The organism is Micromonospora citrea (genome assembly GCF_900090315.1).
Classification (GTDB): domain Bacteria; phylum Actinomycetota; class Actinomycetes; order Mycobacteriales; family Micromonosporaceae; genus Micromonospora; species Micromonospora citrea.
Genome location: NZ_FMHZ01000002.1, coordinates 1258067 through 1272603 on the forward strand (window position 1 = coordinate 1258067; position 14537 = coordinate 1272603).

General features: G+C 75.0%; 13 protein-coding genes and 1 pseudogene. 4 read left to right on the forward strand and 10 right to left on the reverse strand.

What is annotated here, in order from left to right:
• Positions 1-44: 44 nt before the first annotated feature.
• Positions 45-548 (forward strand): hypothetical protein, encoded by a 504-nt coding sequence (locus GA0070606_RS05930; RefSeq protein WP_091095778.1) that lies wholly within the window; start codon positions 45-47, stop codon positions 546-548.
• A 245-nt stretch (positions 549-793) separates the two neighbouring features.
• Here GA0070606_RS05930 and GA0070606_RS05935 read toward each other — a convergent pair whose 3' ends face one another.
• Positions 794-1567, reverse strand: coding sequence for an ABC transporter permease (locus GA0070606_RS05935; RefSeq protein WP_218105988.1), 774 nt, complete (start codon positions 1565-1567; stop codon positions 794-796).
• Entirely contained in the window at positions 1560-2522 is a 963-nt protein-coding gene (locus tag GA0070606_RS05940; protein ID WP_245724578.1) for an ATP-binding cassette domain-containing protein, read from the reverse strand. The genes GA0070606_RS05935 and GA0070606_RS05940 overlap by 8 nt, the downstream gene beginning before the upstream one ends.
• Positions 2523-2618: 96 nt before the next feature.
• Between GA0070606_RS05940 and GA0070606_RS05945 the strand changes: the two genes are divergently transcribed.
• The 3 genes from GA0070606_RS05945 to GA0070606_RS05955 all read left to right on the forward strand — a co-directional run bounded on the left by GA0070606_RS05945 (position 2619) and on the right by GA0070606_RS05955 (position 5528).
• Positions 2619-3374: a TetR/AcrR family transcriptional regulator gene (locus GA0070606_RS05945; RefSeq protein ID WP_091095782.1), complete on the forward strand. Its 756-nt coding sequence runs from the start codon at positions 2619-2621 to the stop codon at positions 3372-3374.
• Positions 3375-3445: 71 nt separating this feature from the next.
• The gene (locus GA0070606_RS05950) at positions 3446-4441 is read left to right on the forward strand and encodes an AraC-like ligand-binding domain-containing protein (RefSeq protein ID WP_091095784.1); all 996 of its coding nucleotides are present in this window, start codon (positions 3446-3448) and stop codon (positions 4439-4441) included.
• 25 nt (positions 4442-4466) lie between these two features.
• Entirely contained in the window at positions 4467-5528 is a 1062-nt protein-coding gene (locus GA0070606_RS05955; protein WP_245724579.1) for an AraC-like ligand-binding domain-containing protein, read from the forward strand.
• A 177-nt stretch (positions 5529-5705) separates the two neighbouring features.
• Here GA0070606_RS05955 and GA0070606_RS05960 read toward each other — a convergent pair whose 3' ends face one another.
• The 8 genes and pseudogenes from GA0070606_RS05960 to GA0070606_RS05995 form a co-directional block, all read right to left on the reverse strand.
• Entirely contained in the window at positions 5706-6689 is a 984-nt protein-coding gene (locus tag GA0070606_RS05960) for a DNA topoisomerase IB (RefSeq protein WP_091095788.1), read from the reverse strand.
• Positions 6670-7625: pseudogene (locus tag GA0070606_RS05965) on the reverse strand (glycosyltransferase family 9 protein). The gene GA0070606_RS05960 and the pseudogene GA0070606_RS05965 overlap by 20 nt, the downstream one beginning before the upstream one ends.
• Positions 7622-8323, reverse strand: a complete 702-nt coding sequence (locus GA0070606_RS05970; protein WP_091095790.1) for an SDR family oxidoreductase — start codon at positions 8321-8323, stop codon at positions 7622-7624. The pseudogene GA0070606_RS05965 and the gene GA0070606_RS05970 overlap by 4 nt, the downstream one beginning before the upstream one ends.
• Positions 8320-9840, reverse strand: a complete 1521-nt coding sequence (locus tag GA0070606_RS05975) for a PfkB family carbohydrate kinase (RefSeq protein ID WP_091095792.1) — start codon at positions 9838-9840, stop codon at positions 8320-8322. Before GA0070606_RS05975 ends, GA0070606_RS05970 begins: the two co-directional genes overlap by 4 nt.
• Entirely contained in the window at positions 9837-10505 is a 669-nt protein-coding gene (locus GA0070606_RS05980) for a D-sedoheptulose-7-phosphate isomerase (protein WP_091095795.1), read from the reverse strand. The genes GA0070606_RS05975 and GA0070606_RS05980 overlap by 4 nt, the downstream gene beginning before the upstream one ends.
• Positions 10502-11722, reverse strand: a complete 1221-nt coding sequence (locus GA0070606_RS05985) for a glycosyltransferase (RefSeq protein ID WP_091095797.1) — start codon at positions 11720-11722, stop codon at positions 10502-10504. The genes GA0070606_RS05980 and GA0070606_RS05985 overlap by 4 nt, the downstream gene beginning before the upstream one ends.
• On the reverse strand, positions 11707-12684 hold the full coding sequence (locus tag GA0070606_RS05990; RefSeq protein ID WP_091095799.1) for a glycosyltransferase: 978 nt from the start codon (positions 12682-12684) through the stop codon (positions 11707-11709). The genes GA0070606_RS05985 and GA0070606_RS05990 overlap by 16 nt, the downstream gene beginning before the upstream one ends.
• On the reverse strand, positions 12681-14294 hold the full coding sequence (locus GA0070606_RS05995; protein WP_176737516.1) for an HAD-IIIA family hydrolase: 1614 nt from the start codon (positions 14292-14294) through the stop codon (positions 12681-12683). Before GA0070606_RS05995 ends, GA0070606_RS05990 begins: the two co-directional genes overlap by 4 nt.
• Positions 14295-14537: the final 243 nt, after the last annotated feature.

Here is a 14537-nt window from a genome sequence, read left to right on the forward strand (position 1 = left end):
GGGCCGTGGACGACGAGCGTTTCAGTGCGGGAAGGGGCGTTGCCGTGATCGAGCAGCCGGCGTACACCGGATTCGGTTTCTCCGACGAGGAGTGGGGGCTGCTGGTCGGCCTGCCGCAGTCGGTGCTGACCGCGGCGAGCGCCGCCGAGTCCGACGGCACCCGGCGCACCATGGCGGAGAACGCGGCCGGGTTGGAGACCATCGCCGCGGGCCGGGAGTCGGCCAGTCCGCTGGTCGCCGCCGTGGCCGGGGAGATCGTCTCGCGGGTGGGCGACCCCGAGGCCGGCGAGGAGCTGCCGGTCATCGCACCGTCGGAGCCGCGGGCCTACCTGGAGGACGTGCTCGGCCGGGCCAAGGAGGCGGCGGCGCTGCTGGCCGCCAGGGTGGACGAGGGCGAGGCCGGCGCCTACAAGCACTGGCTGGTGGACATCGCCGAGCAGGTGGTGGGCGCGGCGTCCAGCGGTGGCATCCTCGGCCTCGGCGGGGACGTGGTCAGCGACTCGGAGCGGCGCTTCCGCGACCGGCTCTCCCAGGTGCTCAACGACTGACACGACGACGGCGGCGCCGGGCGTGGTCCGGTGCCGCCGTCGCGTGTCCGGGCGGGGGCGGGGATGGGTGCGGCCTGGCACCGCCGGGCCGATGGTGGCCGGCGGCGCCGGCGGCGCCGCGACCGTGGCAGGCGACGCACCCTCTGCGCTGGTGGCCCGGCCCGTGGCCGGAACCGTGCGGTCGGGCCGCGCGGCGGCGGAACAGCACGGCGGTCGGGCCGCGCGGCGGCGGGATAGCACGGCCGTCAGGCCACGCGGCGGCGGAACAGCACGGCCGTCAGCGGCACCGAGACGGCCAGGATGCCCAGGCACCAGGCCACGGCGAGGGTCGGCGCCGCGCCCGTCGGGGTGTCCAGCAGCAGGGCGCGCAGCGTCTCGATGACGGGCGTGACGGGCTGGTGGTCGGCGAAGCCGTGGAGCCAGCTCGGCATCGTCTCCACCGGCACGAACGCGCTGCTCGGATAGGGCAGGAACATCGCCAGGAAGGTGAATCCGCTGGCGGCCTCCGGGGTGCGGGCCAGCAGGCCGAACGCCGCCGACAGCCAGGACGCGGCGAGCAGGAAGAGCAGCAGCACCCCGAACGCGCCCAGCCAGCGGAGCGGGTCCACGGCCGGGCGGAAGCCGATGCCGACGGCGACGGCGAGCACCAGCACCGTGGAGACGGTGTTGCGGGCGATGCTGGCGGCGACGTGCCCGCCGAGGATCGCGGTGGCGCTGACGTCCATCGTGCGAAACCGCTCGATGACGCCGTTGGTCAGGTCGGTGGTCACGCTGACGGCGGTGGTGGCCGCGCCGAAGCTGGCGCAGAGCAGCAGGACGCCGGGCACCACGTAGGTGACGTACCGGGTGCCGGTGTCGATCGCGCCGCCGAACAGGTAGACGAAGAGCAGCATCAGCAGCACCGGCAGCAGCAGCGACGTGAGCAGCGCGTCGACGTTGCGGCGGGACAGCCGCAGGCAACGCGCCACCATGACGAGCGCCTCGCCGGCGCGGGTCGGTCGCAGGGTCAGCTCAGACACGGGCCACCTCCCGGTGGGCGGTCACCGGGTCGCCGGTGAGGGTGAGGAAGACGTCGTCGAGGGTCGCCTCGCGGACGACGAAGCGGGCGAGGCCCCGCCGGTCGGGGTCGGCCTGGTCGAGCAGGCGGCGGATCTCCGCCGCGTCGCCGCCGGTGCCCACCGCCAGCTCCAGCCGGTCCGGCTCCCGGTGCGTGACCCGGTCGCCGAGCCGGCGCGCCGCCTCGGCGAAGCTCCGCGCGTCGCGCATCGTCAGCTCGAGGCGGTGGGCGCCGAAGCGGCGCTTGAGCTCGCCCGCGCTCCCCTCGGCGGCCAGCCGGCCGCCGTGCAGCACGGCGATCCGGTCGGCGAGCCGGTCGGCCTCCTCCAGGTACTGCGTGGTGAGCAGCACGGTCACCCCCGCCCCGGCCAGCTCGGCGACCACCTCCCACAGGCTCTGCCGGCTGCGCGGGTCGAGGCCGGTCGTCGGCTCGTCGAGGAAGATCACGGACGGCTCGCCGAGCAGGCTGGCCGCGAGGTCGAGCCGGCGGCGCATGCCGCCGGAGTAGGTCACCACCCGCCGCCCGCCCGCGGCCGCCAGGTCGAAGCGCTCCAGGAGGTCCGCGCTGCGCCGCCGGGCGGCGGCCGGGGACAGCCCGACCAGCCGGCCCATCATGCGCAGGTTCTCCGAGCCGGTCTGCTGGTCGTCGAGCGCCGCGTGCTGGCCGGCGAGGCTGATCGACCGCCGCACCCGACGCCGGTCGCGGACCACGTCGTGGCCGTTGACCCGGGCCACGCCCCCGTCGGGCACGGCGAGCGTGGCCAGGATCCGCACGGTCGTGGTCTTGCCGGCCCCGTTGGGGCCGAGCAGCGCGTACACGCTGCCCCGGGCCACCCGCATGGTCAGTCCGTCGAGCACCGCCACCCCGCCGAAGCGCTTGCCGAGGTCGACGGTCTCCACCGCTGCTGTCTCCGTCACCGCGCACCCTCCGCCTTCTGCGTATAGCATACGCTGTTCTGCGTATACCATACGCAGAAGCTAGGATGACCGTCAAGGACAGGCACGGGGGTGTGAATGAGCGACGCCGACGTCGAGCTGCCGGAGAGCATCGAGCTCGCCTGGGGCCTGCGGGAACGCCCCGGCAAGGGCCCTCGGCGCAGCCTCACCATCGAACAGGTGGTGGCCGCCGGCATCCGGGTGGCAGAGGCCGACGGGCTGGCGGCGGTGTCGATGAGCCGGGTCGCCGGCGAGCTGGGCATGGCCACCATGTCGCTCTACCGCTACGTCTCGGCCAAGAACGACCTGCTGACACTCATGGCCGACGCCGCGTACGGGGAGCCACCCACGCCGCGCGCCCCGGACGAGGGCTGGCGGCCGGCCATCGCCCGCTGGGCGTACGGCACCGTGACGGCGATCCGCCGCCACCCCTGGATCCGGCAGGTGCCGGTCAGCGGCCCGCCGATGGGCCCCAACGGGGTCCGCTGGATGGAGCAGGGGCTCGCCGCCCTGCGCGGCACCGGCCTGCGCGGCACCGAGCGGCTCTCGACCATCCTGCTGGTCGACGGGTACGCCCGGTACTGGGCCACGCTCACCGCCGACATGACCGAGGCGGCAGCGAACGAACAGCTCAGCCCGGACGACGTCGGCGCGCGGTACTGGCAGCAGCTCGCCCGGCTGACCCGGCACGGCCCCTACCCCGCCATCCGGGAGCTGCTGGCGGACGCCGGGATGGAGTCGGACGGGGAGGTCGACGCGGAGTGGCGGTTCGGCCTCGACCGGATCCTCGACGGCGTCGAGGCGCTGATCCGCGACCGCGCGGCGGCGGGCTGACCGCGGATCCCCCTGGCCAGGGCCCGCCGCGTCGCCGACAATGGCCCGCGACGACCGATGGGGGGTGAGACATGACGCCGCTTCGGGTCGAGGTGATGGACACCACCGGGGTGCCCCCGGCCGACCGGTTTCCGCTGTGGGTCGACATGGCCGCCCGGGTCGCCGCCCCCATCGCCCTCACCAGCGACCACGCCCACGACTTCCAGGGGTGCGCCCGGATGGTCCGGCTGGGCGGCATCGAGCTGACCCGGTTCCGCTACCAGTCGCTGGCGGGCCGCCGCACGCCCCGGATGATCCGCCAGGGCGACCCGGAGGTCTACCAGCTCGCCCTGACACTCGCCGGCGCCAGCGCGATCAGCGCCCGCCGCCGCGAGTCCGCCATCCCGGTCGGCCACTTCACCCTGATCGACTGGAGCCGGCCGCACGACCTCACGCACGCCGGCGAGCAGGAGGGGAACCGCCCGGCCGCATCGGTCACCGCGGTCATCCCCCGGACGCTGCTGCCGCTCGACACCGACCGGGTCGACCGGCTCACCGCCGGCACGATCTCCGGGCTGGAGGGCCCGGGCGCGCTGCTGGCACAGCACCTGCACCACATCACCCGGTATCCGGAACAGTTCCCCGCCGCCCACGGGCCGAAGCTGGCGGAGATCACGCTCAGCCTCGTCTCGATGACGCTCGCCACCTGGCTCGACGCGGAGGACCGACTCCCCGGGGAGGTACGCCGGCAGGCGCTGCTCAGCCAGGTCCGGGCCTTTGTCGAGCGGCACCTCGCCGACCCGGAACTCGGCCCGCAGGCCGTTGCCGACGCCCACCACGTCTCCCTCCGCACGCTGCACCGGCTCTTCGCGGCCGAGGAGGAGACCGTGGCCGGGCTGATCCGGCGGCGCCGGCTCGACCGGTGCCGGCGCGACCTCGGCGATCCGCTGCTGCGGCACCATCCGGTGGCTCGGGTCGCGCGCCGCTGGGGCTTCACCGACGCGGCCCACTTCAGCCGGGCCTTCCGCGCCGCGTACGGGACCGGCCCGCAGGCGTACCGGGAGACGCAGGCGCACCCGCGCCCGTGACCACCACCGTGGACAATGGCCACCGGTGCGGGAGCGACGGACGGGGGCGGGCATGCTGCGGCGGACCACCATCGACACCGAGCAGGTTCCGCCGGCCGAGCGCTTCGACATGTGGCTCGACGTGGTGGCCCGTACGGCGTCCCCGCTGCGGATCCGCACGGAGCACGCGCACGACTTCACCGCCCAGGCCGAGATCATCGAGCTCGGCCCGGTGCAGGTCGTCAACTACCGCTACCCGTCGCTGGACGGCGTGCGGACGCCGAAACTGGTGCGCCAGTCGGATCCGGAGATCTACACGCTGGCGCTGACCGTCAACGGCGACGGCGTGGCGAGCCAGGCCGGCCGGAGCAGCCTGCTGGGGCCCGGCGAGTTCACCTTCTACGACGGCTCGCGCCCGCACGGCGTCCGGCACCTCGGCGACGACGACGGCCACCAGTTGGCCCGCTCCGTGGTGGCGCTCATCCCGCACGCCGTGCTGCCGCTGCCGCCCGACCGGCTGACGCCACTGCTGGGCGGCCGGATGTCGGGCACCGAGGGGATCGGCGCGCTGCTCGCGCAGTTCCTCGTCCAGGTGGCCAACCACCCCGAGCAGTACCACGCCGCCGACGCCGGCCGGCTCGGCACCGTCGCGCTGGATCTGGCGTCCACCATGCTCGGCCGGCACCTGGTGGCCGAGGACGCCGTCCCCGCCGAGGTGCGCCGGCGCGCCCTGGTGACCCAGATCCAGGGCTACATCCAGCGACGCCTCGGCGACGCCACGCTGAGCCCGCAGGTGGTGGCGGACGCGCACCACATCTCGCTGCGCAGCCTGCACCGGCTCTTCGAGGCCGAGGAGTCGACGGTCGCGTCGTACATCCGGGACCTGCGGCTGGCGCGGTGCCGCCACGACCTGGCCGACCCTGGCCTGCGCCACCATCCGATCCAGGCGATCGCGGCGCGCTGGGGGTTTCCCGACAAGGCGCACTTCAGCCGGGTCTTCCGGTCCGTCCACGGCCTGACCCCGCAAGCGTGGCGCGCCGGCCACGCCGAGCTGGCACGCAAAGTCAACTCGACGGCGTCCACGGTCAACCCGGTCAGGGCAGACTGACATCCGAAGCGGCCGATCCCTCCGAGCCGGTGGCGACGACGGGATCGGGCCGCCAACGGGGGCCGTGGCGAAGCGCCCGCCGCCGCGCAGGCGGCGGGCGGTCGCCCGGTGACCACCCGGGAACGTCCCGAACCCCGGCCCCGTCGCACTCTCCCCCAGGACCGCCGACGGGGCCGGTCAGGCGTCCTCCAGCAGCTCCAGCACGACCCGCTCGGCCTGCTCCCGGGAGGCCCGCCCGTCGACCGGGGCCACCACGCCGTCGTGGTAGAGGTCGACCACGCGCGGATCGACATAGGACGTGCGCGCCACGGTCGGGGTGTTGCCGAGCAACTCGGCGACCTCGCGCATCACCGCGGCGACGGCCCGCTTGCGGGCGGTCGCCGAGCGCGCCGAGCCGGTGGTCGCGAGCTGGGTGGCCGCCAGGACGGTGGCGTGCCAGGTCCGGAAGTCCTTCGCGGTCATCTCCCCGCCGCTGGCGTCGCGCAGGTAGTCGTTGACCTCGTCGCTGCGTACGTCGCGCCAGTCGCTGCCGTCCCAGTAGCCGAACAGCCGGTCGGCCGCGCGGCGCCGGCGGCGCAGGTTGGTCAGCACCCGGCACAGCTCCGGGTCCTCGATCCGGCGCACCTGCTCGATACCACCCTTGGCGGGAAACTCGAACACCACGCAGCCGCCCCGGGACCGGGCGTGCTCCGGACGCAGCGTCGACACCCCGAAGGTCGCGTCGTCGCCGACGGCGTACTGGTCGTTGCCGACGCGGAACATGCCCATGTCCAGCAGCCGGGTCACCGTGGCCAGCACCCGGTCGCGGTTCAGGCCCCGACCCGCCAGGTCGCGCCCGACCCGCTCGCGCAACACCGGCAGCCGGCGGGCCACCTCCAGCACGTGGTCGAACTTCGCCTCGTCGCGCTTGCGGCGCCACTCGGGGTGGTAGAGGTACTGCTTGCGTCCGGCCGCGTCCACGCCGGTGGCCTGGATGTGCCCGTTCGGGTACGGACAGATCCACACGTCCCGCCACGCGGGCGGGATCACCAGCTCGCGCAGCCGGCCCGACTCGTTCGGGTCGCGGACCGGCTCGCCGGCCGGGTCGAGGAAGAGCCAGCCCTTGCCGCGCCGGCGTCGCCCGTACCCCGGCCTGCCCGGATCACTGCGCCGCAACCGCACCGGAAACCCGCACCGCCCGTTCCACCTCGTCCACGGCGGCCAACACCTGCTCCACCCGGATGGCCGCCAACGTCGGATGGGTTCCTACCCCTCCCACCTCGGCCAACCCCGTGGGCCGGCCCACAGCGCCCGGTGCCAGGGGCGGTCCGGCGGCGGCCCCCACCGCGCCGGCGAGACCGGGCCGAAGAGCACCACGGAGGGAGTGCCGTAGCCGGTGGCCAGGTGCGCCACGCCGGTGTCCCCGCAGACCACCAGCCGGGCGTACGCGACCAGGGCCGCCAGCCCGGCCAGCCCCGTCCGGCCGGCGAGCACCGCCTCCCGGGGCAGCCCCGCCTCGGACGCGACGCGCTCGGCGAGGGCGCGCTCGTCCGCGCTGCCGGTGAGGACCACCCGGTGCCCCCGGCGGACCAGCTCGCGAGCCAGCGCGGCGAAGCGCTCCGCCGGCCAGCGCTTGGCAACGATCTTGGAGCCGGGGTGGACGATGCTCACTCCGGTCGGCAGCCCGTCCGCCGGTGGTCGGTGGAGGGTGAGGTCGGTGGGGTCGGTGGGGATGTCGTACCAGTTGAGTAGTCGGCACCAGCGGTGGATTTCGTGTTCGTCGTCTCGCCAGTGTGGTCCGTCGTGGTGGCCGGCGTCGGGGTTGGTGTAGGCGAGGAGTCGGTCGGGTCGGGTGTGGGCGAGCATGTGGTGGGACTGGGGGCCGTGGCCGTGGAGGTTGACGGCGAGGTGTGGGGGTGGGCCGGTCCAGGGGAGGGGGCCGAGGCCGGGGGTGTCGAGGAGTGTGTCGATGCCGCCGATGAGGTCGACCAGTGGGGTGAGCCAGTGGGGTGCGGCGAGGGCGAGTTCTTCGTGGGGGTGGGTGGTGCGTAGGGCGCGCAGGGCGGGGGTGGCGGTGGTGAGGTCGCCGACGCCGAGGGCGCGGAGGGTGAGGATCACGGGTAGGAGGTTTCTTGTTCGTGGCAGACGATCATTTCGCGGACGGCGCAGCCGGTGGGTTGGGTGAGGGCGAACATGATGGCGTTGGCGGTGTCGGCGGGGTTGTTGAGGTTGGCGTCGGGTCCGGGTTTGTATGCCGGGTCGCGGTCGTCGAAGAAGTGGGTGTGCATGCCGCCGGGGATGAGGAGGGTGACGTTGATGGTGCCGGCGAGTTCGGCGGCGAGGGCGCGGGTGAAGCCGACGACGCCGAACTTGGCGGCGCAGTAGGCGGTGGCGTCGCTGACTGCCTTGACCCCCAGCGTGGACGCCACCGTGACGATGCTGCCCCGCGAGCTCTCCAGGAAGGGCAGCGCGGCCCGGACGACGGCCGCCGTGGCGAGCAGGTCCACCGTCACGATCCGGTCCCACGTCTCGCCGGGGAGGTCCGCCAGCCGGCCCGGCACGTCCACCCCCGCCGCCGTGACCACCGCGTCCAGCCCACCGGAGCGCTCGGCGAGCTGCCGGGTGGCCGCCTCGGCGGCCCGGGTGTCGGCCAGGTCGCACTCGATCCAGGGCACCCCGTCGGCGGGCGGCTGCCGGTCCAGCACCAGCGGCCGGCCGCCGGCCCGGGCCACGGCCGCGACCACGGCGGCACCCAGGCCGCTCGCGCCGCCGGTGACCAGCACCGTCTGCCCCGCGCCGGGCGCCGCGCCGCTCATCGGGTGCCCTCCGTCGTGGTCGGGAGCTGCGCCGGCGTGGCACCGGGCGGCGGGCAGGCCGGCGGCACGGTGTCGGTGAGCGGGGGCGCGCCGCCGACCGGGCCGGCGCCGGCCGCGCGGGCGGCGGCGATCAGCCGGGTGGTCGAGCGCCCGTCCAGGTAGGGCACCACCACGGTGTGTCCGCCCCAGCGGCGCAGCAGGTCCGCCTCCGGCAGCGCCGGCTCACCGCCCTCGCCGGCGTAGTCGCCGCCCTTGACCCAGACGTCGGGCCGCAGCCAGGACAGCGCCGCGTGCGGGGTGGACTCGTCGAAGATCATGACCGCGTCGACGCAGCCCAGCGCCGCGAGCAGCCGCGCCCGGTCGCCCTGCGGGATGACCGGCCGGTCCGGGCCCTTCAGCCCGGTCACACTGGCGTCCGAGTTGAGGCAGACGACGAGGCAGTCGCCGAGCTGCCGGGCGGCCTGCAACGTCGCCACGTGCCCGGCGTGCAGCAGGTCGAAGCAGCCGCCGGTGGCCACGACCGTGCCGCCGGCCGCGCGTACCGCCGACACCACCGCGGCGGCGGCGGCCACGCCGACGCGTTCCCCGCCCGGGCCGGACACCGTGGGCGGCAGCGGGCGCGCCGGCGGCAGCGCCGTCGCCACTCCCCCGTCGGCCACGTACGCCGACGCCTCGGCCACCGCCTCCTGCACCGCCTCCGAGACCAACGCGCCCCGGGCGAGGGCCAGGCTGGCGGTGGCGGCGAACCGGTCGCCGGCCCCGCAGGTGTCCCCCTCGGCGGTGGTCGGGGCGGAGACCACCAGCGGGGTCGAGCCGGCGCGGCAGAGCAGCGCGCCGTCCCCGCCCAGGGTCACCGCGACCGCGCCGGCCCGCCAGCGCTGGCGCAGCCCCTGCGCGCCCCGGGACGCGGTGGCCAGCCGGGTCGCGCCCGGCGGCACGTTGACCAGCTCCCGCACCTCGGACTCGTTGGGGGTGGCGAGGCGTACCCCCGGCACCGCCGCCGGACCCCTCGGATGCGGGTCCCAGACCACCGGCGCCCGGGTCGCGGAAAGGGCCGCCCGCAGCGCGGGCTGCCGGGCCACGCCCCGGCCGTAGTCGCTGACCAGCACGGCCGAGGCGCGGGCGATCACCCGCAGCACCTCGTCGGAGGGCTCGCCGGGCTCGCCGGCGGCCCCGCCCCGGTCGTGGCGCAGCAGCACCCGACCCCGGGCGCGCAGCCGGATCTTCTCCGGCGTTCCGCCGCGCAGGCCGAGGGCGTACACCTGCACGCCGGCGACGTCGAGCAGCGAGCTGAGCCGGGCGCCTCCCGCGTCGTCCGCCAACGCGGTCACCAGCACCACCTCGGCGCCCCGCGCGGCGGCGGCGAAGACCGCGGCCAGCCCGGCGCCGCCGGGCCGGTCGACGTGTGCCGTCTCGTCCAGCACCGGCACGGGCGAGTCCGGACAGAGCCGGTTGACCACCCCCTCGACGTCACGGTCAAGCAGGGTGTCGCCGACCACCACCACGGGTCCCGTCACGCTTCCCTCCTCATCGCGTCGACCTGCTGACCTGAGCCGCCGTCGAGCACCACCTCGACCCCCGCCCGCACCGGCGCCCCCGGCGCGGCGAGCGCGGCCGGCAGGGCCTGCTCGACGTACTCGCAGAGGAGGTGGCTGGTGACGAGGTGGAGTTCCTGGACGACCTGGCTGTCGGGTGAGGGGACGGCGAGGACGTCGTGGCAGGCGTCGGCGAGGGGGTTGGGGGTGGGTCCGGTGAGGGCCCAGGTTCGTAGTCCGGTGTCGTGGGCGGCGTGGGCGGCGGTGAGGAGGTTGGTGCTGGTGCCGCTGGTGGACATGAGTAGGAGGATGTCGCCGGGGCGGCCGTGGGCGCGGACCTGGCGGGCGAAGACTTCGTCGTAGCCGTAGTCGTTGCCGATGGCGGTGAGGGCGCTGGTTTCGGCGTGCAGGGCGATGGCGGAGAGGGGTTGGCGGTCGTCGCGAAGTTTGCCGACGAGTTCGGCGGTGAGGTGTTGGGCTTCGGCGGCGCTGCCGCCGTTGCCAGCCACCAGCAGCCGACCGCCGTCGACCAGCCGGCGGGCCAGGGTCTCCCCCCACCGCGCCAGCAGCTCCTCGTGCTGCCGGTAGGGCAGCAGCGCCGCGGCCAGGTTCGCCAGGTGCGCGTCGAGCAGCGTTCCGGCCGTCATCCGGCCACCACCCGGCTGGGCCGGCCCACCGCCGCCACGTCGCCGTAGACCTCGACCAGCCGCTCCGCCGTGGCCGCCCAGGAGTAGCGGTGCCGCGCCCGTTCCCGCGCCGCCGTCGCGTACGCGAAGCGGCGGATCCGGTCGTCGAGGAGCCGCCCTATCGCGGCGCCCAGCGCACGCGGGTCCCGGGCCGGGACCAGGTCGCCGGTGACGCCGTCGACCACGGTGTCCTTGATCCCGCCCACCGCGGTGCCGACCACGGGGACCCCGCACGCCATCGCCTCCAGCGGGGTGAGCCCGAACGGCTCGTACCAGGGGGCGGCCACCAGGATGTCGGCCGAGCGGTACCAGCGGCCCATCTCCTCGCGGGGCACCGCGCCGACCAGCTTCACCCGGTCGGCCACCCCGCAGCTGACCGCGAGGGCGCGCAGCCGCCGGGCGTACGGGTCGGTCTCCAGCAGGCCGGCGGGCGGCCCGCCGACCACCACGCACTCGGCCTCCGGCACGTACGCCATCGCCCGCACCACCGTCTGGAAGCCCTTCCGCTCGACCAGCCGGCCCACGGTGAGGATCCGCGGCCGGCCGTCTTCCTTCTCGGCGGTCGGCCCGAGCGGGGCGAACGTGCCCAGGTTGACCCCGGACGGGACGACCGTCATCCGGGACCGGGGCACGCCGAGGCGGACCAGCTCGCCGACCTCGTCCTGGCACTGTGCGATCACCCGGTCGACCGACCGGCCCAGCTCCCGCTCGTAGCCGATCCGGCGGGCCGGGCTGGTGTCCTGCACGCCCTGGTACCGCCGCTTCACCGCGCCGAGGGCGTGGTACGTCTGCACCACCGGCACCCCGGTCTGCCGGCTGGCGGCCAGCGCGGCGAGGCCGCTCATCCAGAAGTGCGCGTGGATCACCTCGGGCACCCAGTCGCCGCCCCGCCACCTGTCGACCAGCCAGCGGCTGAACTCCCTCATGTGCGGCAGCAGCGCGTCCTTGGCGACCGGCTCGGCCGGCCCCGCCGGGACGTGCACCACGTCGTAGCCGTCCGGGCTGCGTACGGTCACCGGCAGGTCCACCGCGTCGCGGCGCGTGTAGACCCGCACGTCGTGTCCGGCGGCCGCGAGCGCGGCGGAGAGCTCGGCGACATGCGTGTTCTGACCGCCGGCGTCCTCGCCGCCCAGGATGGCGAGCGGACTGGCGTGCTCCGAGATCATCGCGATGCGCATACTTCCTCCTCCAGCAGCCGGTCCCAGTCGGCGAGGAAACGGTCGAGGCCGTAGCGGTCCCGGGCGAAGGCGCGGGCCTCCGCGCCAGCCCGGCGCGCCTGCGCCGGGTCCGCCACGAACCGGCGGGCGGCGTCCAGCAGGGTGTCGATCCGGGTGGACAGGGCTCCGCCGCCGGGCGGCACCGCCATCACCGCCTCGGTGGCGGCCAGCGCGATCACCGGCATTCCCATGGCCATCGCCTCGATGAGGCTCAGCCCCAGCGACGTCCACCGGCACAGGTGCAGGTACGCCCGGCGGCGCCCCAGCTCGGCGTGCATCAGGTGCTGGGGCACGTCGTCGTGGCTGGCCAGCCGGTCGGCCGGCAGGCCCAGGTGGTCGGCGAGCCCGGCCACCTTCATCCCGAAGACGTCCAGCGGGGCGATCTCGGCGAAGCGGGGCAGCAGGTCGGTGCCGGTGACCCGCCAGCGGCGTACCGGCTCGTTGATGACCACGGCGAGGCGCTCCAGCTCGCCGGTGTACTCGGCCGAGGGCGGGACGATGCCGTGGTCGATCACTGTGGTGCGGGTGGTGCCGGTGTCCCAGAAGAGGTGGTTGAAGTGGGTGACGTGGGCGATGAGGAGGTCGTCGCGGTCGGCCATGGGGTGGCGGCTGTGGGGGACGTTGCCGTCCTTGGGGGTGTTGTGTTCGACGTAGATGGTGGGGATGTGGTGGCCGGGGCGGCGGTGTAGCCATTGGTGGGCGAGGTCGTGTTCTTCGGGGCGTTGCAGGATGATCAGGTCGATGTCGGTGGTGGCGAGGTCGTCGGGGGTCACTTCGGTGGCGTTGTCGGGCCAGGGGTAGGTGCGGGCGCGGCCGAGGCCGTAGGGGCCGCGGTCGGGTGTGACGGGGATCAGGTAGCGGTGTCGGCCGTGCACGAACGAGGTGGTCCAGGAGCCGTGCACGTGCCAGAGCAGGATGTTCATCGGCCGCTCCCGCCGCTGACCGCCGCCGGCACGCCGGTGTCCGCGCGGGCCGGTCGGCTCGCCGGGGGCACCCCGAGCAGCCGCAACGCCTCGACGACCTCCTCCGGCCGGATGCCGCTGAGGCACGGATGCCCGGGCACGGGGCAGCGGGCGGCCCGGGTGTCCCGGCAGGGGGCGTCGGCGTCGCCGAGCCGTACGGTCGGCACCCGCCAGGGGCCCCACTGCCCGAACGGGACGGTCGGCGCGAAGAGGCTGACCACGGGAACGTCCTGGGCGGCGGCGAGGTGGGCGGGGCCGGTGTTGCCCACCACCACCGCTGCGGCCCCGGCGACGGTCGCCGCCAGCTCGGCGAGCCCGGTCCGGCCGCCGAGGTCGACGGCCGTGTCCCCGGCGACGAGGGCGGTCAGCTCGCGCTCGTCCGGTCCGCCCGTGACCACCACCCGGTGACCGGCGGCGACCAGGGCACGGACGATCCGGGCGGCCAGTTCCGGCGGGCAGCCCCGGGCCTGCGAGGCGGACCCGGGGTGCACCACCACGTAGCCCGGCGCGCCGGCCTCCGGCGGGGGCGCCTGCGTCGGGCGCAGGCGTAGGGCGGGTTCGTCGTCGGGCGCCAGGGCGAAACCCGCCGCGGCAGCCAACGACAGAGCCCGCTCCGGCTCCGGCACCCCCACCGGAACCCGATGCCGCACGTCCAACAACGAACCCGGATAGTCGTCACTGATCGCACTGACCCGCGACACACCCGCCAACCGCAACAACAACGCCAACGGCAACGGCGACTGATGGAAACTGGTGAACACCACCGCCTCGTCCGCCCCCACCGCCGCCAACCGATCCACGAGCAACCGCATGTCGACCGGATCAACCACCCCCGGACTCGGATCAATCCACGGCAACCGATGCTCGATCACCTCATCGACACCCGGCAACAACTCCGCCGCCGCCCGCCCCCGAGGCCCACACAACATCACCACCCGCCCCGCACCCGCCGCCACCGCCCGCACCGCCGGACCCGTCACCAACACATCCCCAGCCGAATCCGACCGCACCACCAACACCGTCCCCACCCCCCGCCGCACACCCCCGTAACTGGCCGGATCCACCGCCGCCTGCCGACCCAGAATCTCCGCCACCGCCCCCGACAAATCCCCCACCACCCGCGCCGCCGCCGCCACCTCACCGGCCCGCGTCACCGCCGTCGGCACCAAAACCCCCGACGCCCCCGCCGCCGACGCCGCCACCACATCCCGACCGATGTCCCCCACCACCACACACCGCGACGGCACCGTCCCCAACTCCCGCGCCGCCGCCCACACCAACCCCGGCGCCGGCTTACGACACCCACACCCCGCACCCTCCTCATGCGGACACACCAACCACGCGTCGAACCGCCCCAACAACCGCTCCACCCGCGCATGCACCGCCCGCAACTGCCCCTCGGAAAACAACCCCCGCGCCAGACCCGACTGATTCGTCACCACCGCCAACCGCAACCCCGCAGCCCGCAACCGATCCAACGCCACCCGCGCACCCGGCACCGCACGCACCTTCTCCGGATCACCGTTGTACGGCACGTCCTCGATCAACGTCCCGTCCCGATCCAGCAACACCGCGTCGAACAGGACGGGTCCGGACGCGGCCCGGTCGGCCCCGGCTACCCGGGCTGACCTGCGCTGATCCGGCTCCACCTGGTCCTGTCGCACAGCCGGCGGGTTCCCGACGCCCCGGGGAGTAAACGTCAACTTCAACGCGCCGCCGCGTCGCGTACGGGCCGACGGCGTCGACACGCCGGCCCGGGGTGGCGTTACCCGTCGCCCCGGAGAAGCTAACCCGCGAGCGCCGTTAGTCCGGGC

Excerpts from the sequence above, each read along its gene's own strand:
- GA0070606_RS05985 (WP_091095797.1), bottom strand. The coding sequence starts at position 11,722 with ATGCGCATCGCGATGATCTCGGAGCACGCCAGTCCGCTCGCCATCCTG.
- GA0070606_RS05970 (WP_091095790.1), bottom strand. The coding sequence starts at position 8,323 with ATGAGCGGCGCGGCGCCCGGCGCGGGGCAGACGGTGCTGGTCACCGGC.
- GA0070606_RS05950 (WP_091095784.1), top strand. The coding sequence starts at position 3,446 with ATGACGCCGCTTCGGGTCGAGGTGATGGACACCACCGGGGTGCCCCCG.
- GA0070606_RS05990 (WP_091095799.1), bottom strand. The coding sequence starts at position 12,684 with ATGAACATCCTGCTCTGGCACGTGCACGGCTCCTGGACCACCTCGTTC.
- GA0070606_RS05980 (WP_091095795.1), bottom strand. The coding sequence starts at position 10,505 with ATGACGGCCGGAACGCTGCTCGACGCGCACCTGGCGAACCTGGCCGCG.
- GA0070606_RS05945 (WP_091095782.1), top strand. The coding sequence starts at position 2,619 with ATGAGCGACGCCGACGTCGAGCTGCCGGAGAGCATCGAGCTCGCCTGG.